The sequence below is a fragment of the Streptomyces sp. NPDC048481 genome, assembly GCF_043200075.1.
Lineage (GTDB): Bacteria > Actinomycetota > Actinomycetes > Streptomycetales > Streptomycetaceae > Streptomyces.
Genome location: NZ_JBICXC010000010.1, coordinates 21,633 through 41,760 on the forward strand (window position 1 = coordinate 21,633; position 20,128 = coordinate 41,760).

General features: G+C 69.9%; 16 protein-coding genes and 3 pseudogenes. 15 read left to right on the plus strand and 4 right to left on the minus strand.

Annotated elements, in window-relative coordinates:
• Positions 1 to 42: 42 nt before the first annotated feature.
• Complete coding sequence (locus tag ACGFSH_RS26385) at positions 43 to 873, minus strand: helix-turn-helix domain-containing protein (RefSeq protein ID WP_393352887.1); 831 nt, start codon at positions 871 to 873, stop codon at positions 43 to 45.
• Between the two features lie 240 nt (positions 874 to 1,113).
• Here ACGFSH_RS26385 and ACGFSH_RS26390 point away from each other — a divergent pair, with 240 nt between their 5' ends.
• The 7 genes and pseudogenes from ACGFSH_RS26390 (at position 1,114) to ACGFSH_RS26420 (ending at position 6,372) form a co-directional block, all read left to right on the plus strand.
• Positions 1,114 to 1,509 carry an MmcQ/YjbR family DNA-binding protein gene (locus ACGFSH_RS26390; RefSeq protein WP_393352889.1) on the plus strand — a complete coding sequence of 132 codons (396 nt, stop codon included), beginning with the start codon at positions 1,114 to 1,116 and terminating at the stop codon, positions 1,507 to 1,509.
• The gene (locus ACGFSH_RS26395) at positions 1,506 to 1,874 is read left to right on the plus strand and encodes an MmcQ/YjbR family DNA-binding protein (RefSeq protein WP_393352891.1); all 369 of its coding nucleotides are present in this window, start codon (positions 1,506 to 1,508) and stop codon (positions 1,872 to 1,874) included. Before ACGFSH_RS26390 ends, ACGFSH_RS26395 begins: the two co-directional genes overlap by 4 nt.
• Before the next feature lie 833 nt (positions 1,875 to 2,707).
• Positions 2,708 to 3,057: pseudogene (locus tag ACGFSH_RS26400) on the plus strand (lamin tail domain-containing protein); the annotation flags it as partial.
• 585 nt (positions 3,058 to 3,642) lie between these two features.
• A complete protein-coding gene (locus tag ACGFSH_RS26405) occupies positions 3,643 to 4,137 on the plus strand; it encodes a MarR family winged helix-turn-helix transcriptional regulator (RefSeq protein WP_393352894.1) in 495 nt (164 codons plus the stop codon).
• A 368-nt stretch (positions 4,138 to 4,505) separates the two neighbouring features.
• Complete coding sequence (locus tag ACGFSH_RS26410) at positions 4,506 to 5,117, plus strand: DsbA family protein (protein WP_393352897.1); 612 nt, start codon at positions 4,506 to 4,508, stop codon at positions 5,115 to 5,117.
• Between the two features lie 35 nt (positions 5,118 to 5,152).
• Positions 5,153 to 5,959: an MBL fold metallo-hydrolase gene (locus ACGFSH_RS26415; RefSeq protein ID WP_393352899.1), complete on the plus strand. Its 807-nt coding sequence runs from the start codon at positions 5,153 to 5,155 to the stop codon at positions 5,957 to 5,959.
• A gap of 2 nt (positions 5,960 to 5,961) precedes the next feature.
• Positions 5,962 to 6,372 carry a nuclear transport factor 2 family protein gene (locus tag ACGFSH_RS26420; RefSeq protein WP_393352902.1) on the plus strand — a complete coding sequence of 137 codons (411 nt, stop codon included), beginning with the start codon at positions 5,962 to 5,964 and terminating at the stop codon, positions 6,370 to 6,372.
• Between the two features lie 1,026 nt (positions 6,373 to 7,398).
• Here the strand turns inward: ACGFSH_RS26420 and ACGFSH_RS26425 are convergent.
• On the minus strand, positions 7,399 to 7,926 hold the full coding sequence (locus ACGFSH_RS26425; RefSeq protein ID WP_393352905.1) for a hypothetical protein: 528 nt from the start codon (positions 7,924 to 7,926) through the stop codon (positions 7,399 to 7,401).
• Positions 7,923 to 9,551: a PLP-dependent aminotransferase family protein gene (locus ACGFSH_RS26430; protein WP_393352908.1), complete on the minus strand. Its 1,629-nt coding sequence runs from the start codon at positions 9,549 to 9,551 to the stop codon at positions 7,923 to 7,925. The genes ACGFSH_RS26425 and ACGFSH_RS26430 overlap by 4 nt, the downstream gene beginning before the upstream one ends.
• Positions 9,552 to 9,572: 21 nt before the next feature.
• Here ACGFSH_RS26430 and ACGFSH_RS26435 point away from each other — a divergent pair, with 21 nt between their 5' ends.
• The 8 genes and pseudogenes from ACGFSH_RS26435 to ACGFSH_RS26470 all read left to right on the plus strand — a co-directional run bounded on the left by ACGFSH_RS26435 (position 9,573) and on the right by ACGFSH_RS26470 (position 18,302).
• A complete protein-coding gene (locus ACGFSH_RS26435; protein ID WP_393352911.1) occupies positions 9,573 to 10,529 on the plus strand; it encodes a DMT family transporter in 957 nt (318 codons plus the stop codon).
• A 27-nt stretch (positions 10,530 to 10,556) separates the two neighbouring features.
• Positions 10,557 to 10,679 (plus strand): annotated as a pseudogene (locus tag ACGFSH_RS26440) (IS5/IS1182 family transposase); the annotation flags it as partial.
• 516 nt (positions 10,680 to 11,195) lie between these two features.
• Positions 11,196 to 11,849: an ABC transporter ATP-binding protein gene (locus ACGFSH_RS26445; protein WP_393352912.1), complete on the plus strand. Its 654-nt coding sequence runs from the start codon at positions 11,196 to 11,198 to the stop codon at positions 11,847 to 11,849.
• Positions 11,846 to 13,006, plus strand: a complete 1,161-nt coding sequence (locus tag ACGFSH_RS26450; protein WP_393352914.1) for a polyprenyl synthetase family protein — start codon at positions 11,846 to 11,848, stop codon at positions 13,004 to 13,006. The genes ACGFSH_RS26445 and ACGFSH_RS26450 overlap by 4 nt, the downstream gene beginning before the upstream one ends.
• A 214-nt stretch (positions 13,007 to 13,220) precedes the next feature.
• Positions 13,221 to 15,806: a polyprenyl diphosphate synthase gene (uppS, locus tag ACGFSH_RS26455; RefSeq protein WP_393352917.1), complete on the plus strand. Its 2,586-nt coding sequence runs from the start codon at positions 13,221 to 13,223 to the stop codon at positions 15,804 to 15,806.
• A gap of 265 nt (positions 15,807 to 16,071) precedes the next feature.
• Positions 16,072 to 16,230 (plus strand): annotated as a pseudogene (locus tag ACGFSH_RS26460) (HNH endonuclease); the annotation flags it as partial.
• Between the two features lie 199 nt (positions 16,231 to 16,429).
• Positions 16,430 to 16,798: a YciI family protein gene (locus tag ACGFSH_RS26465; RefSeq protein WP_393352919.1), complete on the plus strand. Its 369-nt coding sequence runs from the start codon at positions 16,430 to 16,432 to the stop codon at positions 16,796 to 16,798.
• 823 nt (positions 16,799 to 17,621) lie between these two features.
• On the plus strand, positions 17,622 to 18,302 hold the full coding sequence (locus tag ACGFSH_RS26470) for a hypothetical protein (protein ID WP_393352922.1): 681 nt from the start codon (positions 17,622 to 17,624) through the stop codon (positions 18,300 to 18,302).
• 627 nt (positions 18,303 to 18,929) lie between these two features.
• On the opposite strand, the gene ACGFSH_RS26475 is transcribed toward ACGFSH_RS26470, so the two are convergent.
• Positions 18,930 to 19,769 (minus strand): alpha/beta fold hydrolase, encoded by an 840-nt coding sequence (locus ACGFSH_RS26475; protein ID WP_393352924.1) that lies wholly within the window; start codon positions 19,767 to 19,769, stop codon positions 18,930 to 18,932.
• Positions 19,770 to 20,128: the final 359 nt, after the last annotated feature.

The window sequence follows — 20,128 nt, forward strand, 5'->3', positions numbered from 1 at the left end:
CCATCTCCTCCTGACGGGCAAGAGGCGTGCGCCGCGTTTCCGTCACGCGTCGGTCCTGGCTGCGCGGGCCGCGAAGGCGGCCGGGGTGAGGCCGGTGCGGTCGCGGAAGAAGCGGCCGAAGTTCGCGGGATCACTGAAGCCGAGGTGGACGGCCACGGCCCGGGCGTCCCACCGGGCAGCTCCCAGCAGGCGCCGCGCCTCCAGGAGGCGCCGCTCGTCGATGAGTTCACGTACTCCCTTGCCGGCGGCATCCTGGGCGGCACGGCTGAGGGTGCGAACCGAGCAGCCGAGCAAGTCGGCGTATTCCGCGGCCTGGTGCAGCTCGCGAAAGTGCAGCTCCAAGGCGTCCAGGAAGCGTCGGTATCTGTCGGCGCGGCCCGCGCCGGCCGCGGCCGTCCCGGTGAGGGCGATGCCCGGGGAGTTGGCCAGGCGCAGCAGCAGTGATTCAAGCAGGCTGCGCCGCAGCGCGTGGTGGATGTCGAGCGGGCGGCGCCCCAGTGCGCGGTGTTCGTCCAGGAGTTGGAGTGCCGTCTGCTGCAGCCAGGCGGCGTCGTCGGGGTGCGGGCTGAGCACGGCAGGTGCCCCGTGCGCGGTGAGCGGGGCCAGGAGACGGGCGAGGTCGGACCGCAGCACTTCCGGTTCGAACAGGATGAACGGGCCGCGGGCCGCGCCGGGCGGATGCCAGCACTGTGCGTGTCCGGGACGCACCCACAGCCACTGGCCGGGGGTGACGGTCCGCGTGACGTGGTCGACGTCGTGCCGCAGCTCACCCTCGGTGACGGCGATGAGGTAGTGGAAGGTGGCGCGGCCCGGACGGGGCGGGTTCCACGGCCAGTCGTCGTGGTGGGCGAAGAAGTCCTCGACGGTACTCACCTCGAGGCCGTACGGGGTACCGACCGGGGGCAGGAAACCGAACAGCGGAACCGCAGCCGGACCGGCCGCGCTTCCCCTCGGATCGGGGTGTCGCATGTCGACCATCACGTGTCCGCAGCTTACCGCCCTTCTGGGCGGCTGCGGCGGAAGGATGGGACGAGCCACCGCGGCCGCGCGGCGCGCCCTCCATGTCTTTCGATGCCACAGTCCGTGACCACCACCTGAGGAAGGAAACGCCCCATGAACGGATCGGCCCTGCACAAGACCGCCGCCGACTGCGCGGAGGAACTCCCCGGAGCCCACCTGGAGCACCCCTTCGGCCCCGACTGGGAGGTCTACAAGGTGCGCGGCAAGGTGTTCATGCTGATGACGGAAGTCCCGGAGCGGCCCGTCGTGATCCTCAAGGCTGACCCCGGCGAGGCCCACGCCCTGCGGGAGCAGTACAGCCACATCACCCCCGGCTATCACATGAACAAGAAGCACTGGATCACCGTGGAGAGCGGAGACGGCGTCGACAAGGAACTCGTCCGGGAGCTCGTCACCGACTCCTACCGGCTCGTCGTCGCCCAGCTGCCCAAGGCCGAGCGGCCCGTCGACCCGCACACCTACGGCACCGGCGCGCGGGTGGCCCGGTGAGCGCGGCCGGTGACCGGCTTCAGAACACCGCCCGTCGGGCGGCCCTGGCCCTCCCGGGCGTCAGCCACGGCTACCCGTTCACCCCGACGCTCGACGTGTACAAGGTCGCGGGCAAGGTGTTCCTGATCGTCACGGACGACTCGGACGACCAGATCATCACGGTCAAGTGCGAGCCCGAGCACGCGCGGGCACTGGAGCGCGGCCATGCCTCGATCACGCCGGGCCGCTATCTCGACAAGCGCCACTGGATCTCACTGGGGCCGGGACCCGGCATCACCGAGCGGCTGATCGCCGACGTGATCGAGGATTCCTACGACCTGGCCGCCGAGCAGTTGCCCAGAGGTGACCGCCCCAGAGCGCGATGAGCGCCGCGAGATCTATGCGAGGCCGCACCGGTCGGGAAGATCACCATCGCCCGACTCCCGGACTGCCCCAGATACCGGAACTCGCCGACATCGTCGGCACCGGCTTCGCCATCGACCGCGGACCCATCCTCGACCGGCTCCGCGACTGTCTGGACGCCGAAGCGCAGGCCGGCACACTCGACTTCCGTACGGCCGACGGACGACCGCAGTCGGCAGCCGACGTCGCCGAACAGTTCATCGGCATGATCTGCAGCCAATTCCTGTGGCCCCAACTCGTACGGACCGACTTCATCCCGCCCAACACACCGACGCCGCGATCGTCGACGGAGCCGTCGCCCTCATGCTCAGCCGCTACAGCACCCGAACCTGAACCCGGCACCATCCGTTCACGCAGCCACGACGCCCGCTGGCCTGGCTGCTCGCCCAGGGCGAGGACGTCGCACCCTTCCGGCAGCCGCAAGCACCAAGCGCATCAAGGAACGCCGACGCCGCCGACGTCCGGCTCTCCGCCGCTGATCTGGCCCGCATCACTGAGATCCTTCCTCACGGCTCGGCAGGCAGCCCCGTGCTCTTCTTCGTCGTAGCCCCTGCCCAGAGCACGGCATAGCTACATGGCATCCGAAGATCAGCACGCATGGTGGGCGCGAGGCTGTTACTCGCTTTCGGGGTGACGGCCCCGAGGCCACTGCGGCGCCGGGTGGGAAGCGCCCGTCGCGTTGGCCAACTCCCGCAAGAGGGCCGGGCTGCGTGCCGTCAACCCGCACACCGCACCGACTTCCCCGACGGCCCTGAAGGCCGGCGAGGGAGGGTCCCCGCACCATCTGGGGGACTTCTTGTCCGCTTCTGCTTCTGTCACCGTCCGCCATGTGGCCGCCGCTGCGCTCGCGGCCGGCGCTCTGGTCTCGATGGCGGTACTGCCGGCTTCCGCGGTCGACCACCGTCCGGCCTGCGAGCGGATGGAGATCTCCGCCGTCCAGGCCGACTGCCTGGGACGCGACGACCGCTCCAGCCGCTCGCTGAACAAGGAGTGGGTGGAGCTTGCCAACACCACCCGTCACGCGATCAACCTCGACGGCTGGACCCTCGAGCACGAGTCCGGAAAGACCTCACCTTCGACGACTACCGCCTGGCCGGCCGCGCCACGGTCCGCATCCACACCGGCGTGGACCGTAACGATCGGTCCGCTCGGGAGGGCGTCGGCGCGCCCGCCTACTTCGCTGCTGGGCACGCTCGACGGGATCGCGGTCCTGCCTCACGTGCGTTGGCACCCGTAGGCGCAGCACACCGGAACGGTCCACGTGAGTTTTCTCCTTCGCCCAGACCTCCTGCCAGCCCTGCGTCGAGATCGTCCCGAGCACCTCCGCCGTCTGGCGCCGGATCGTCTTTGGCGAATCGAACCACGGATTCCGAAGCGACGAACCGACGGCGCCGACGGGCTACCAAGAAGAAAGGCGTGCCGCTCTGGCGGGCGATGCCGTCGGGATAGGTCTTGTCGCCGGGGATCGTGTCACTGGTGGGCAGATGACCTCGGTGGTGCGGGAGGGGCGTGTGAGGCAGGTCGCCGCCGGGGCGGCGAGGGCCTGGGCAGCGCGACCGAGGACGAGAAGCGAGGCCGCCGTGACGGCTGCGTTCTTCACCCGCCACACCGGTGCGACGCCCGGCGCCTTCCGGCTCGCCCAGGGCCGGTAGCCAAGTCGGCAGACCCGGCGCTCAGCCGGTGCGGCATGATCGGTGGGCGGAAGCAGGAGTGGGAAGGGGCGTCAGGACCGTGAACGAGCATGCGGAGATCTCGACATCGAGCGACGCGGCGAACGACGCGTTGATCCTGGCGTTCGGGCGCTTGCAGGGGGCCGCGAACCGGCTGGAGTACATCCTGGGGCGGGCTCTGGAGGTGGACTGCGGCATCAGCCACCTGATGTTCGAGGTGCTGCTCATCCTGGGCAGGGCGGGGGCGCCGGGGCTGTCGATGCGGGCCGTCGCCCAGGAGCAGGTCCTGACGACAGGTGGCGCCACGCGTCTGGTGGACCGTATGGAGGCGGCCGGCCTGGTCGAGCGCGTCGAGGATCCCGGTGACCGGCGCGGGCGGCTGGTGCGCCTGACGCCGCTCGGCGAGGAGACCACGGTCTCCGCGTCCCGGATCCATGTCGAGAACATCAGGCGGTACTTCCTGGCGCCCCTTCCGGTGGAGGACCGGGACCGGTTCGCCGAAGACCTTCGCATCCTGAGCCACGCGGCACGGGACACACTGCCCAGGCTTCCCTGAGGACTGCGGGCCGTCCCGGAGGCCCCTCCCCCTCATGCGTGGCTGCATCGGCGACGACCTCCAAGCCGCGCAGCACTTCATCGACCTGAGCCCCCGCGTCATGGCGCACGCCAGCCTGGCTGCGGGCCTGCTCCCGGCGATCTGCCCCGCGCGGACAGCGCGCCCCAAGGCGAGATGCGTCCGAATGATCGCAAGGTTCGTCACTCCTTGACTCTGCGTTCGTACTGGATTCATGAGCTGCGCCGACACGTGGGGCAAAGTGAATCGCCTGACAACCGAACACCGGAATACCTGACTAGTCAGATACTGTTGTCCTCGGTGAACCGCTCGCACCCCGCGAGCACCCCACCCCGATGCCGAGGTTCTCGATGCAGCTCGTCTATGCCTTCGACGCCTACTGCGGCTGGTCGCACGGGTTCTCCCCCACCCTGCGCGAGCTCGCCTCCCGCCACCCGGACATGCCGGTGGAGGTCATCTCCGGCGGTTTGTTCACCGGCTCGCGCCGGGTCCCGATCCGCGAGTTCGGCTACGTCCAGGGCGCGAATGCCCAGATCGCCGAACTGACCGGCGCCGAGTTCGGTGAGGGGTACAACCGGCTGATCGCCGACGGCTCGTTCGTGATGGATTCCGAAGACGCGGCGCGCGGCGTCGCCGCACTGCGCCGGGTGGCCCCCGACCGGGCGGCCGAGCTGGCCGGTGCCCTGCAGCGGGCCTTCTACGTCGACGGCCTCAGCCTCTCCGAGTCCGCCACGTACCGTGAGGTCGCCGAAGAGGCCGGACTTGACGCCGACGCTGTCGTTTCCGCCTTCGACTCCCTCGAGGCCTACGACGCGGCGACGGACGACTTCCGGCGCTGTGCCGGGTTGGGCGTCACCGGCTTCCCCACCCTGCTCGCCGTCGACGGCGACCGCGTCACTGTCCTGGCTCACGGTCGCGCCACGATCGACGAGGTCGACAGGCGACTCGCCGCTCTCTCCTGACTGTGCCATCCCCTTCCCCGCAAGGAGCACCAAGCATGAGCACCCTCGATTTCACAATCTTCGATCTGGACTTTCCGGCCGGCAGCAAGAACAAGACGGCCACCCTCGTCACCGGGGAGAGTGACGCGCTGTTGGTCGACGCCGCGTTCACCCGCGCCGACGGCCATCGCCTGGCCGCGGAGATCCTCGACTCGGACAAGACTCTGACCACCGTCTTCGTCTCCCACGCCGACCCGGACTTCTACTTCGGCGCCGAGGTGATCGCCGACGCCTTCCCCGACGCGAAGTTCGTCGCGACCCCGATCGTCATCGAGCACATCCAGCACTCCTACCCGGGCAAGCTCAAGGCATGGGAGGCCCTCGGCCCGAACCTGCCCACGCGCCTGGTCGACCTGGAGCCCCTGACCGGCGACCTCACCCTTGAGGGACACCGCTTCGAACTCAAGGGCGGCTCTGCTGGACTGCCCGACCGCCACTACCTGTGGCAGGCCGAGCACCGCGCCCTCCTCGGCGGTGTCCTGCTCTTCCAGCAGGAGCACGTCTGGGTCGCCGACACCCCAACCCCCGACGACCGCGCCGCCTGGGTCACCCTGCTGGACGAGATGGCCGCCCTCCAGCCGGACCTGGTCGTCCCCGGCCATCGCCTGCCCGACGCCCCGGCCAACGCCTCCGCGATCTCCGCCACCCGCGACTATCTGCTCGCCTTCGAGGAGGAGCTCGGCAAGGCAGCCGACGCCGCCGCGCTGACCGAGGCTCTGGTCGCCCGCTACCCGGACAACGGCATGCTCATCGCCGCCCAGATCGGCGCCAAGGTCGCCAAGGGCGAAATGAAGTGGGGCTGACCATGACCGACTTCACGACGTCCACAGCCCCCGCCGACGTCGTACGCCGCCAGTACCTGGCGTCCGCGGCCGGTGACCTGGAGGCGCTGCGCGCCACCCTCGCCCCCGACGTGGAGTGGACCGAGATGACAGGCTTCCCCCTGGCCGGCACCTACCGCACCCCCGACGGGGTCACCACGAACGTGATGGAGCAGCTGGGCAAAGAGTGGGACGGCTGGACCGCCCACGACGACACCTACGTCGTCGACGGCGAGAACGTCGTCGTCCTCGCCCGCTACACGGCGGCCAACAAGGCCACCGGCAAGAACATCGACGTCCGGGTCGCCCACCATTTCGTCGTGCGGGGCGGCCTGATCGTCCGTTTCGAGCAATTCGTGGACACCGCGCTGGTCCGCGACGCCATGACCGACTGACCCTCCGCTACTTGAGGACAGCTCAGATGAACCCCACTGTCGTTCTCGTGCACGAGCGATGCACACCCGGGGTTCTTCGAACCTTGCGTGAGAGGCTCAGCGCCCGCGGCCTCTCCTCCCGAGCCGTCCAACTGCCCAGCCTCAGTCCAGACAGCGCGGCCGCCGAGGGGCCGGCCGAGGACGTCGAGGTGGTGCGCGCCGCCGTCGCGGCCGTCGACGGACCTGCGGTGCTGCCGCGCACTCCTACGGCAGAGTGCCGTCACCTGGGCCGCCGCAGAGTCGGACCAGATGACGGAGCTCGTCGACATCGCCGCCTTCGCCATCCGAAACGGGCACCTCGATGATGGAGCGGATGGACGGCGGCTGTTGAACAGCACTGAAAAGTTCAGGGGTCGCCTGCGATGGCAAGCGCTCCGTGGCACGGTGCCTCGACCTCGCCATGGAAGCGGTTCCAGCCTTGAGCCCAGCGGGAGGGGTCGTCAGCGCCCGGCGCCGCTGACGACCCCTCACCGAGTGTCATCCCGCCTCGGCGGCGTCCGGTCCACGCAGCGGACGCAGGCCTCCGGGCATGTCGGCAGTTGGGAGGAAGACCGGCCGAGCATTCTGGTCGGTAGCCTTCGAGGGCGTTGCGCGGTTCGAGTTGGCGACCTTCGAGGCAGTAGCCGTGTTCCGGTCGGTGACCGTCGAAAGTGGCGCCGTGTTCCGGTCGGCGACCCTCAACGACAGAGCCATGTTCGGGTCGGCGACCTTCCACCGCGCCGCCGAGTCGAGTCGGCGACCTTCGTGGAAGCCCACCAGTCCGAGCCTCTGGTATGCGCTGGACGGGTTGTACTGTCCGGCGCGGTGTTCGGCCGCCCCGCGACCGTTTGGCAGTACAGCCGTTCGTGGCGGGTGGTGAGCATGAACCGCATCGAGTGTTCGCGCTGCCTGCCGTCCAGCAATCCTCCTGGTGAGCGGTGCGTTTACTAGGGTGAGCTCCGGTTGCAGGGGGCTGACTTCACCGCGTTCAGGCTGCGACGGCGTCTCCTAGCTCGTGTACGGCGCCTTCGCGTTGATGTTGGCGGCTGTCGAGCGGTACAGGTCCAGGGCGCGGCGGTGGACGAGTCCGGTGCGGTAGGCGTTGGGGCGGCCGTCCAGGACGGCGACGGCGTGGCAGCGGGTCTCGTCGGTACGACCGTCGTGGTGGACGCCTGCGGCCGCGTCGACGGTCAGCCGGGAGCGGCTCACGCTGGAGGTCGGCGCGGACAGTTCCAGCGCCCGGTTCTCGCGTGCCCGGCGGACGTCTCCGAGTGAGGTGAGCGCGTCGGACGGGTGGACGTGGTGCTTTTGCTCGCCCTGGGTCAGCCAGGTGTCGGCCCGCGCGCCGGCGTCGAGCCGTTCCATGTACGCATCGGCGGCTGTGGATGCCTCGTGGGCCGCTCGGTCGCTGCAGCTCCTGCTGAGCCGGATCGACGACTCGGCGAAACCGCCCCAGCCCGAGTCGCTCGTCCCGGTCGACCTGGTGATCCGCGCGAGCGGCGGCGCGGCGCCCGGCCGTTGGACCCGGTCCTTCACGCGGGCACCGCGAGTCCCTCGTTCAGGGCCTCGCCGATGAGGGCGATGCCCTCATCGATCTCGTGGGCGGCGCCCGCCGCGTAACCGAGGACCAGACCGGGTACTCCGGGGCAGATCCGGTGCCAGGACAGCGGGTGCGCCTTGACGCCCCGGGCGAGCGCGGCCGCGGCGAGGTCGGTGTCGCGGATGCCGGTCGCCGTCCCGCCGAAGGTGACCATGAGGTGCAAGCCCGCGGCGGCCCCGTGCACGCGGGCGCCGGGCAGATGTGTCTCGACGGCCCGCAGCATGGCGTCCCGGCGTCTGCGGTGGCGCAGCCGGACATGGCGCAGATGCCGTTCCAACTCGCCGGAGTCCATCAGCCGTGCCAGGACCAGCTGGGTGAGGATGCCGTTGCCGAGGTCGGCATAGCGCTTGGCCGTCACGACGGCGTCCAGCCGGTCCGGCGGGACGAGCAGCCAGCCCACCCGGAGCGCGGGCGCGAGCAGTTTGGAGACACTGCCCGCGTAGCAGACGCCGTCGGACATCAGCGAGCGCAGGGCTGGCACCGGCGGCCGGTCGTAGCGGTGCTCGGCGTCGTAGTCGTCCTCGATCACCAGCCCGCCCTCGGCCGCCCAGTTCAGCAGCTCGCGTCTGCGTTCCCCGTCGAGGACGACGCCGGTGGGGAACTGGTGGGCCGGCGTCGACAGCACCGCTTTGGCACCGCTGGCGCGCAGCGCGCCGACGTCGAGGCCGCCCGCGTCGACAGGGACGGGGACGACGGTGTGGCCGCCGTACTCCAACTGCTGGCGGGCGCCCAGGGATCCGGGGTCCTCGACGGCGACACGGCGGATGCCGTCGGCCCGCAGGAGCTGCCCGAGCAGGACGAAGGCCTGTGCCACACCGGCGACGATCACGACCTCGTCCGGGTCGGCGCGGATGCCGCGGTTGCGGGCCAGCCAGCCGACGACGGCCCGCCGCAGGGCGGGGGCGCCCTGGGGATCGCCGTAACCGAAGTCGGCCGGGGTGACGCCCGCGAGGACGGCTCGCTCGGCGCGCAGCCAGGCGGTGCGGGGGAAGGCGGCGAGGTCGGGCAGGCCCGGGGAGAGGTCGATGCGGCACGGGAGGGCGCGCAGAGCGTCGACGACTCCCTCGCGGACCGCCGATCCGAAGAGCGGGTGACCGGGTTCGGACGCGGCTCGGGTGGGGGCGCCGGATGCGGGGCCGGGAAGGCCGTGCGTGCGCTCGGCCGGTGCCGGGCCGGAGTGGTTGTGGGGGTCGCCGGGGTGTGCGGGACCGTTCGCGGTGTGGATGCGGCCCCGGGGCTCGGCGGGTGCCGCCACGACGACCGTGCCGAGCCGGCCGCGGCCGACGATCTGGCCCGACTCGGCGAGCCGTCGGTAGGCCTCGGTGACCACGCCTCTGGTGACGCGCAGCTCGTCGGCGAGGACGCGGCTGGCGGGCAGCCGGGTGCCGACGGGCAACCTGCCGTCGGCGATGGCGGACCGCAGGCTGTCGGCGAGCCAGGCGGTACGGCCGCCGGGCGGCGCCTGACCGATGTCCAGTTGGAGGAAGTCCGAGCCGATGCCCGGCTGCGGCTCTTTGGACCCCTCGGACGGCGGGGTTGTGGACCTGCCCATGACGTCCATTGTGCGGGCAGGGTGGACAGCATGAACACCCCCTCCCCCTCGTTCGCCCGGCTCGTCCCCGGCATGGTCGGGATGACACTCGTCGGCAGCAGCGTCACCGTCTCGCACACCCTCGTGGGCGCCCCGCTGTTCAGCACCCAGGCGGTGCGATATGTGGCCGCGACCGCGATCCTCGTGGTCATGGCCCGGCTCGCCGGTACCCGTCTGATGTGGCCGCGCGGACGGGAGTGGCTGTGGCTGGTGGGGCTCGCCGTCACCGGACTGGTGCTGTTCAACGTGGCCGTGGTACGCGGCGTCGCACATGCGGAGCCCGCGGTGATCGCCGTCGCGGTGGCGTGTGTCCCCCTGCTGCTCGGGGTGATCGGCCCCCTGCTGGAGCGGCGCAGGCCCAGCCGGCAGGTCCTGCTGGCGGCGCCCGTTGTGATGGCCGGCGCGGTGCTGGTGGAGGGGACGGGCCGCACCGACGCGGTCGGGGTGGCTTGGGCGGCGCTGGCCCTGAGCTGCGAGGCGGCGTTCACGCTGCTGGCGGTGCCGGTGCTGGGACGGCACACTCCGTGGGGCGTGTCCGTGCACGCCACCTGGTTGGGCGGAGTGCTGCTGGCCGCCCTCGGCATGACGCGGGAAGGGCCTTCGGCGGTGCGGGGGCTGACCGGGGCCCAGTGGGCCGCCGTCGGCTTTCTGACGCTGCTGGTGACGGCGGTCGCGTTCGTCCTGTGGTACTCGACGGTCCGATCCGTCGGGGCCGGACGGGCCGGGCTGCTCACCGGCATCGCCCCCCTGGCGGCCGCGGTCGTCGGCGCCGTCTCGGGAGCGGATGTGCCGGGACCGTTGGTCTGGCTGGGCATCGCCGTGGTGATCGCCGGCCTGGTGGTCGGCCTGCGGCCACGAGCGCTGCCCGCCGCGGAGAGGACCCCCGTCGGTCCCGGGTGCACTCCGGCATCCGGAGGCAGGCGTCCGCGGACCCCTGCCTCCCGGTAACCGGATCACTCGTCGCACACCCAGCGGCCCGGTGGCGGCCGTCCGTGGTGCCTGCCGCTGGCCGATCGTATGCTGCTGACCGCCGTGTACTGCCGCACCCACCCCACCACGTTCCAGCTCGCCCAGACTGGGCCCGCAACCTGTTCACGCCCCTGTCGGAGTTCTTCCGGGATGCCCCAACCGCCGGTCACGCGATACCCATCGGGATCGATGGGTCCACCCTTGGGCGGCTCGGACGTCGAAACGGCAAGCCGAGGTTCGGTGAGGCGCGCCCAGTAGCGGGAACGAGCTGCGGTCGTCGCCCCGCAGCCTGGGACGCACGACCAGGGGCGGCAGCACGGCGTCAGCGCCGAGGGCGAGGGCGACGAGCGCGCGGCAGGCCTTCGCCGCGACGGGTGACTCTCTGTCGGTGGCGGACGCAAGGCCGGCGAGGGCGACGCCGTCAAAGGCGAGCAGCACAGTGGTCTTGCCGTCAGTGTGTCCGGAAGCACGCGGACGGAATCTGGGGCATGCGCACGCTCGAACCCGCGTGTCGGAGGTGTCTGGGGGCTGTGCGAGCGGGTTCGCGAAACTGATGGGTGGTACCGCGGACGCCGGACGCCGATCGCACGCCATGGAAGGCTTGTTACCGCGCTACCATCGTGCAGCCCAGTCGTTGCTCATGGTGTGAACAATTCAACCCGAGCATCTGCAGACGCCCTTCTGCGTCTCCGTGACGTCCATAAGGCTTATGGCCGGCGCCTGGTACTGCGCGGGGTAAGCCTGAACGTGCAGCGGGGCTGTCTGCTGGGCATCGTCGGCGCCAACGGTGCCGGCAAGAGCACACTGCTGCGCATTTTGGCGGGTCAGGCCGCGGGCGACAGCGGGACGGTCCAGCGCCGGGGGCGGATCGGATACTGCCCGCAGAACACCGTGTTGCACCCGGCATTCACAGTCGCTGAGCACGTGCGGTCCTTCCAGGCCGCCTACCGGCTCGAAGGCTGTGCGCGCGTGTGGGAGCTGCTGGAGGAACTGGGCTTCGACGAGGGCCCGCGCAGCCGCATGCACACGCTCAGCGGCGGGACGCGGCAGAAGCTGAACCTGGCCCTGGGTTTGATGCACGACCCTGAAGTACTGCTCCTGGATGAGCCGTACCAGGGCTTCGACTGGGAGACGTACCTGCGGTTCTGGAACATCGCCCAGGGGCTGCGGGAGCGGGGCCGCGCAGTCGTGATCGTCTCCCACCTCGCCTATGACCGCGAGCGCCTGGACGTGCTGCACCGGCTCCAGGACGGTGTTCTGGCAGCCGACCACAGCAGTGGCGCAGGAAGGGTCGCATGAGCCGACCGCAGTCTCCGGTCACCGCAGTGCGTGACGACGCCTCCGGTTCGAAGCCCGCGATGCTGCGGCCTGCCCGCTCCGTGGACTCCGGCGCAGGCGGGCTGGACTTGGACCGGATCGTTCGCAGCATCGAGGAGGAGCTGACGGCGTTCGTGGCCGACAAGGTCAGCGGCAGCCGTGCCGACGTGCCTGGTCTCGAAGCGCTGCTTGATGCGGTGGGTGACTTCATCTCCGCGCCGGGTAAGCGCATCCGGCCCATGATGTGCGTGCTGGGCTGGTACGCGGCCGGAGGCACAAGCCCCGTGCCGCCGGTCCCGGTCCTACGAGTGGCTGCCTGCCTGGAGATGTTCCACGCGTTCGCGCTCATGCACGACGACGTCATGGACGGCAGCGAGCGACGTCGGGGCCGGCCGTCCCTGCACCGGACTCTGGCGGCGCAGCACCCGAGCCATCCCGGCGCCGACCGGCTGGGCGTGAACGCGGCCATCCTCGCCGGCGACCTGGTGCTGGTGTGGTCCGATGAACTCCTCACCAGCACGCCGTTGACTCCCGAGCAGATCAAGGCCGTGCTGCCGGTGGTCTACCGTATGCGCCGCGAAATCGTCACCGGCCAGTACCTGGACTTGGTGACCACAGCCCGCCCCACCGACTCCCTGAGCACCGCCTTGCGTATCGCACGGTACAAGACCGCCCAGTACACGGTGGAAGGCCCGCTGCAGATCGGCGCCGCGCTCGCCGGCGCGGATCAGTCGCTCCTGCACGTGCTCAGCACCATCGCCTTGCCGTTGGGTGAGGCGTTCCAGCTACGCGATGACCTGCTGGGCACCTTCGGCGACCCCCGCCGTACGGGCAAGCCCACCCTGGACGACCTCCGCGAAGGCAAACACACCGCCCTGCTCGCCTGCGCCCTACGGCGGGCGGACCGGGCCGGTCGGAAACTGCTTCTGCGCACGGTCGGCGCCGCGGATCTGGACGCCCGTACGGCAGCCCGCGTCCAAGGGTTGCTGGAGGAGTGCGGCGCCCGCCAGGCGGTGGAGGATCTCATCCAAGAGCGCCACCACCAGGCCCTGGAACGCCTGAACCACGCCCGCCTGCCTGCCACGGCGACATTCGCGCTGCGCGACCTGATCCAGACCGTACACAACCGAACCGCATGACAGGCGCCGCTCTCGCAGTGACCCTGCCCTGTCACCCATGCGCCCCCATGGGGCCAGAGCCGGCCCCCCACCGCATCCGTGGAGTAAAAGTGTCAACGACCCAGCACAACCCCGGCCACCTGCACCTGTTGCAGGACAGCGCCCCGACCGCCGACCGACGCAGCGTCACCGGGCATGCCGCATGAGGTGGTGGGGGCGGTGTCTGGGGACAGCGGTGCGCCACGCTGCGCTGGAGCAGGCCCGCAACCGGCTCGCGCTGGTCCTGGTGCTCTTCTTCGTTCCGCTGTGGCTGACGCTCGCCTACCAGGTCCTGCCCAGCCACCCGGTCCGGTTCTTCCTCCGCGCGGCCGATCAGCCCGTGGCCCTTGGCGCCAACACGGTCAGCCAGCTGTCCGGTGGGCTGCACTCCCTCGCGCTGATCGTCGGGTTCATGATGTTCCTCGCTGCCAGTCGCTCCGCGGAATTCGACCACCGCATGGTGCTCGCCGGCTACCCGCGCACATGCCTGCTGCTGGCTCGCAGCACCGTACTACTTCTCACCGCCGCACTGACCGCCTCGTATGCCACGGCATGGGTCTGCTTTTTCTACCGGCCTGAGCGCCTGGACGTCATGGCCTCGGCGTTCATGGTGGGAGCCCTGACATACGGGGGCGTCGGGATCCTCCTGTCGGCGCTGCTGCGCAGTGAGCTGGCGGGGATGTTCGCCGTCATCATGCTGAGCTTCATCGATCTGACGCTGCAGAACCCCGTCGCCAACCCCTCTGCGGACAGTCCGCTGCTGAAGTGGCTGCCCGCCTACGGGGCGATGCAGTCCGCCGTGTCCGCGGTCGACCTCACCCACACCCCCTGGCGGCACCTGTTGCTCGGCCTGTGCTGGTCGGCAGGACTGACCGCCGCCGGCCTGGCTGCCTTCACCGCCCGGACCAGTCAACGCACCATCAGACAGAAACTTCTGGGCGGGCGCGTCACCAGGCTCCGCGCCCGCCAGATCGCCCAGCGTCTACTGCACCCGGTCCGCACGTACGTCTACCGCCAAGCCGGTATCCACGACACCACGGTCATCACCGGCTACGAAGTCTGCCGCCGCCTGATGTACCGCTCGGGCCCCGTGGAAGCGGCTCTCACCAAGCTCCTGCCCGGCCGGCTGCGACCGTTGTTCTGGGCCATGTACGGGTACGGCCGGTACCTCGACGACCTCTCCGACACCCAGCACCTCGACCGGCAGGAACGAGTCGAACGCGTCAGCCGATTCAGCGAACTACTGGAGGCCGATCTGCGGGCAGGCCACAGCGAAGACCCCCTGCGCGCGGCCTTCGTGCACGCCGTATGGACCTGGGACCTGCCGAGCGACGGAGTAACGGCAGCCAACGCCGTATACCGCCAGGACGCCAAAGGCCAGAGCGCCCTCACCACTTGGGACGACTGGCACACCTACTGGCGCACCCTCACCTTCCCCTTCGGCGTGAGGCGCCTGATGGCCCTGCTAACCACCCCCGGCTTGGCGTTCACACCCGAAGACGCCCAGGCACTGCGCGTGTGGACCGACGCGCTCAACCTCATCGACGTGCTGCGCGACCTACGGGAAGACGCCGCGGAGGGCTTCGTGAAGCTGCCCGCCGACGTGCTCGACGAGCACGACGTCAGCGCTGAGAGCCTCGCCCACGGCCGGGCGGACGGCCGGTATGCCGACATGATTCATGCCATGACCGCCCAGGCCCGCCAGTGGCTGGCTCAGGCCGCGACCGCCGGCGCCCAGCACCCACCCATGGCCGCAGCCCTGCAAACCGTCATCGACCTGCACCTGCTCGAACTGGACCGCATCGACCGCGAACCCCACGCATTGCTGCAGCGCCGCTCCCGGGCCAACCCAGTCCGCTTCCACCTCACGCTGGCCCGCGGCCGACTCCGCACGGCCAGGGCGTGGCACCGCCACACCCAGACCGTTGCCACGATCCACCTGCCGCACCCTGCAGAAGGCGACCACGACACAGCGCGCACGCCCCCTCCCCTACCACCGGTGCCCCACCCCAGCGGTGTCCAGCCGCCCCAGCTGCCCGCCCACCTGGTCCCCCAACACGTGGCGCTCATCATGGACGGCAACGGACGATGGGCCACCCGGCAAGGCCAGCCGCGCACCGCCGGCCACAAAGCCGGCCAGCTCGCGGTGCGGGACATCATCTACGGCGCCCTCGAAATCGGACTGCCCCACCTCAGCCTGTACTCCCTGTCCTCGGAGAACTGGGCACGCCCCGCCGCTGAAATCCAGGCCATCCTGCGCCTGGTCCAGGACGGCCTCGTCATGGAAACCGAGGAAGTCTGGCGACGCGACGTCCAGCTGCGCTGGTCCGGCCTCCCCGAAGGACTGCCACCGGACCTGGTGCACGCACTGCGCCAGACCGAACACCTCACGCGCCACCGCACCGGCCTGACCGTGAACATGTGCATCAACTACGGCGGCCACAGCGAAATCACCCGCGCCGCGCGTGAACTCGCACGTCAAGCGGCCTCAGGGACCCTCCAGCCCGACGACATCACCCCCCGCCACCTCGCCGCCCACCTCCACCACCCCGACCTGCCGGACGTGGATCTACTCATCCGCACCGGCGGCGAACAGCGCACCTCGAACTTCCTGCCCTGGCAGTCGACCTACGCCGAACTCGTCTTCCTCGACACCCTGTGGCCCGACACCGACCGCACCCATCTGTGGCAGGCCATCGACATCTACACCCGCCGCGACCGTCGCTTCGGCAACACCCCTCCCCCACCCGTCAACCGCGATGAACAAGCCTTCACCGGGTGATCTTGTGCGACCCGAAGCGGTCACGGGAAGCTCTCGGAGTGAGTATTGGTCTGCACCAGCCCGCCGCGCACCCGTCCTCCCCCTCACGCAGGAGCTCTTGTGGTATTCCTCCCGCATCGAGGGCCGGGGCACTGAGGCCGGGGCCGGCCGCCGACGGCGCGGACGAGGATGAGCACGAGGGTTCCTCCAGTCGTCTGGGGACAGCACTGTGCCCCGCCAACGGGGACCCCCTGTCCGAGGCGAAACTGTCCCCGAAATCGGTGCGCAGTGTGCGCTGTCGAGCCGGCGTTGGTTTTCGGCGTACGACCACGTGTGGGTGAGGTCCGCGTCTTCGCTGGACGTCGACCACTTGGACCCGCTCGCCGAGGCGTCGGATTCCGGCACCTCCGCCTGGACTGCCGAGCGGCGCGAGGCATACGCCAATGCCTGTGTCCGCTGCTTCGCGAGTCGTCTTTCACCGGTGGCTTCGGGGCCCAGGAAGGCGCGCCGACCCGCAGCCGACTGCGGCCTTCCCGAGCACAGCCGACAGCCGGCCTGACGCGCGGGAACGCCCGGGGAGCGGAGATCTCCGAACGCTGGGTGACGCAACCGATGAGTTTGGACATGATCGAGGGTCGGTACCGGTGAGCATTCCGTACGAACGAGAGGAAGGTTCTGTTGTGGCGAAATTCGTGACCATCGGATACGGGGACCAGGACGGCTACGACCGCACCGATGCGGCGCTACGGGATGAGGCACATGCGCATGACGCCCGCCTGCTCGAGGCCGGGGCCGTTCTCGGTATCGCCGGCTCACCTGTACAGGTACGCAACCACGATGGCGCCGGCATGACGGTGGAGCGCGGCTCCTTCATGTCCTCGGCCCTCCCGGTGGCCGGGTTCGGGATCATCGAAGCCGCAACCATCGCGGAGGCCGTCCAACTCGTGTCGAATACCCCATGCGCGGTTGCACAGGGTGTGGTCGAGGTCTGGCCGTTGCAGGAATTGCCGTAGACCGTCGCGGCGATGCACTCCCATCGGCGTGGAGCTTCTACGGATCATGAGCGGAGGTCCGACAGCAGAGGTGCTCGCGTTGACGGAATCTGCCGGATGTGGGCTCGGCGCAGCGGCGGTGGACCGGCAGCGGACGAGCCCGACGGCTGACGGCCGCTGCCGGGCGGGCCGATTCAGACCAATGACGGGGTTTCCTCCTGCCGGCCCTCTCTTCGGTGGCGCGTCATTACATCGGCCTGCAGGTCATCGGTGTGGAACGCGGCAGGACGTCCCACCACCCCCCGCCCGCCCGCTCCGCATCCGCACGGACGTCTACGTGTCCGAGGTGCCGCTGATCGACGAGACCACAGATCCGCCGCACAAGACAGCCGGGCGTCGACGTTCAGGGCGTAATCACTTACGGCCGAGCAGCGTTGAACAGAACACGCTTGCATGAACATCCGAACCCCGCGGATACCCGAGTGAGCCCCGGACCTCCCCCGGTTCCGGGGTTCACGGCTTCTCGGAGGGTGAAACTTCTGGTCGCCACCTCTGGGGGCGGCTGTGCGTCACACCTGGACCACCACGTGAGGCACACTGGGCCGGTACCGCTTTAGACGCCGTACCTGGCCCTGTCGTGCGCTTCCGCCCGCCGCGGACATCGCAGGACGGTCCCGCCTACGAGGGCGGCAACGACGTGTGGATGATCTGCGTCCCGGGGCGTCTCCGCGCAGGTGTGTTCCCGCATCCCTGCTCGCCGGGCAGGTGCACGATCAGCTGCATTGCGTCACTCCTGGGAGGGACATCGCGGCCGGAACCGGCCGCGCGGGAGGTGGTGGGGTTGATGATCGTCGGCATGACATCCTCCCTCAGTCGCCGTCGTCTGCTCAGTCACGCTGTGGCGGCTGCTGGCATGGGGCTGCTCGCGACGGGTGCAGCAACCACCCGCGCAGCCGCTGCCGCGCAGCCATCTGGTCAGGCCCCGCCGGTGTTGCCGACGATCGGCCAGCAGTTCACCCTCAGTTGCGTCGGCTTCGGGGCAACACTGGTCGTGAATCTCCCACCGCCGCTGCCGGCACTGAACTTCATCGGTTCCCGGGTCGTGAGGGCCGAAGTCGGTGACGCCGACTTCGTTCGCCTGCGGACCCTCAACTTCGCGATGGACGCGGTACACCCGCTGTTCGGGAGAGTGACCCTGCGGCTTCCGGACATCGATTCCTCCCCGGACAGCCTCCTCCAACTCACCCCTGACGGGCTCGTCGAGACGTGGACCCAGTCGATGGCCCTCACCTTCGAACGCTCAGGTGAAGTCGAGGGCCCGTTCTCCCACGAGACCCTTGAGCCGGGGAAGTGGATCGCCAACCACATCGTGTTCCCGCCACCGCCCCAGGAAAGGAACCCGGACGGGTCATCCGCCGGGGGCACCAGGTACGTGCTGCAGGCGCCGATCAAATACGGCCACGACTCCACAGAGGCTGGCCAGCTCCGGGGATTCGACATCAACCAAGGCGTCATCCCGGGCTAATGCCCCTGCCAAAAACCCGCTCCGCGGACTCGGAACCCGACGGGCACACGCGAGGGGAAGCACCGGACTGTACGGTCCGGGGACCTTCGCGCATGCCCGACGGCAACGTACACGGCCTGCTCCTGCCCTCGGCGCGGTCGAGGCGAAACCGGTCGGGCACCTCGCGCACGAAGGCGCGTCCGCGCTCGGCCAGGCTGGCGAGACGTGAACTTCGCGGACGGTGTCGATCAGGTCGGGGAAGTGACCCGCGCGCCGGCCGCCTGAGCCAGCTGCGCGGACAGCGCGCGGTACATCGGCGGCGTGTGCGGTGGCACGCCCTCGGCAGCACGCGGTACATCACCTGCCGCAGCGTGACCTTCAGCGGCGCATACCCATGTCCGTACCACCGAGGTCCGCAGGGCCATCGGCCTGGACTATTCCTTCCTGTCGTTGCCACAGTAGAACCAGGCACCTGGCACCATGCGTGCCCTGTCACGTCGGATGACGGTCGGCAAGCAACATCTCAAGCTGCCGAACAGCCTCCGGTACGGTCTGCCGCACGATCGGGTGACGTCCTGACCTGTCACCCGCCCCTGCGTCAGACCCGCTGTGCGTGATGTGCGATGAGCGACAGGCCGGGGCCCTCGGTCATCGGACGGTGCGGGCCGCCTGGTCGACGATGCGGGCGACGGCCTCGGGGTGGGACACGGATACCGCGTGTGACGCGTTGATGATCGTCGTGTGGGCATGGGCGCGGGCTGACATGAAGCGCTGGGCAGCCACTGGGATGTTGCGGTCCTCCGTGGTCACCAGCGACCAGGAGGGGATCGTCTTCCAGGCGGCCTGGGTGGACTTCTCCTCCAGAGCGGCGGCAGCGATCGGACGCTGCCCCGCAGCCATGAGCCTGGCCTTGTCCTTCGGCACGTCTGCGGCGAACTGGCTGCGGAACTTCTCCAGCTTGATGTACACGTCCACGCCCTGATCACCGTCGGGCAGGACGTAGTTGACGGACTCGACGGCTTGCCCGAGGGTGCTGCCAGGGAACTTGTCCGTCAGTCCGATCGAGCTCTCGCCCCCGTCCGGCAGGAACGCCGCGATGTAGACCAGTGCCTTCACTTTGCCCTCGAGGCCCGCGGCGGCCTGGCTGATGACGGTGCCGCCGTAGGAGTGACCGACCAGGACCACGGGCCCGTCGACGTGGTCGAGGACGCTGCGCAGGTAAGCGGCGTCGGTCGCCGGACCACGCAGCGGGTTGGCGGCGGACACCACCGGGTAGCCCGCACGCTGCAGCCGGGCGACGACACCGTCCCAGCTCGCGGCGTCGGCGAACGCTCCGTGTTCCAGCACGATCGTCGGACGTACGGGAAGGTGGGGCGTAGCGTCGGCCGCGGTGGGCAGGGTGACAGCGGCGACGGCCAGTCCGACGGCCGCGGTGACGCTGAGCCGCGCGCATCTGCTGCCCGGACGGACGAGGTGGGTGTTGCGCATGTGTGAATCCCTTTTGTTCGATGGATGGTTCTCGACGGACCGAAAGGCGATGTAGCTGGGTACGTCGTGAATCCGGGGGCCCGGCTCGCTTCTCCGGTACCTGGTTGACGTGCGTCCGTCTGCGCCACGTGAGCAGCGCGGATCGGATCGCTGGGGAGGGGCGGCTGTCGACAGCGGTCCGGAGAGCGGCTGCCGGGCTGCAGCCGGAGGCCAGCGACCCCAGGGCCGAAGCGGTGCTGTAGCCCTCACTCTTCGTGACGAACGCGCGTCGCACCGTGGGTGCGGAAGCCGCAACCGGGATGACGGAGCGAGCCCTCCAGCCGGATGACGGCCGCTCACTCGCGTTCCTGGACAACGTC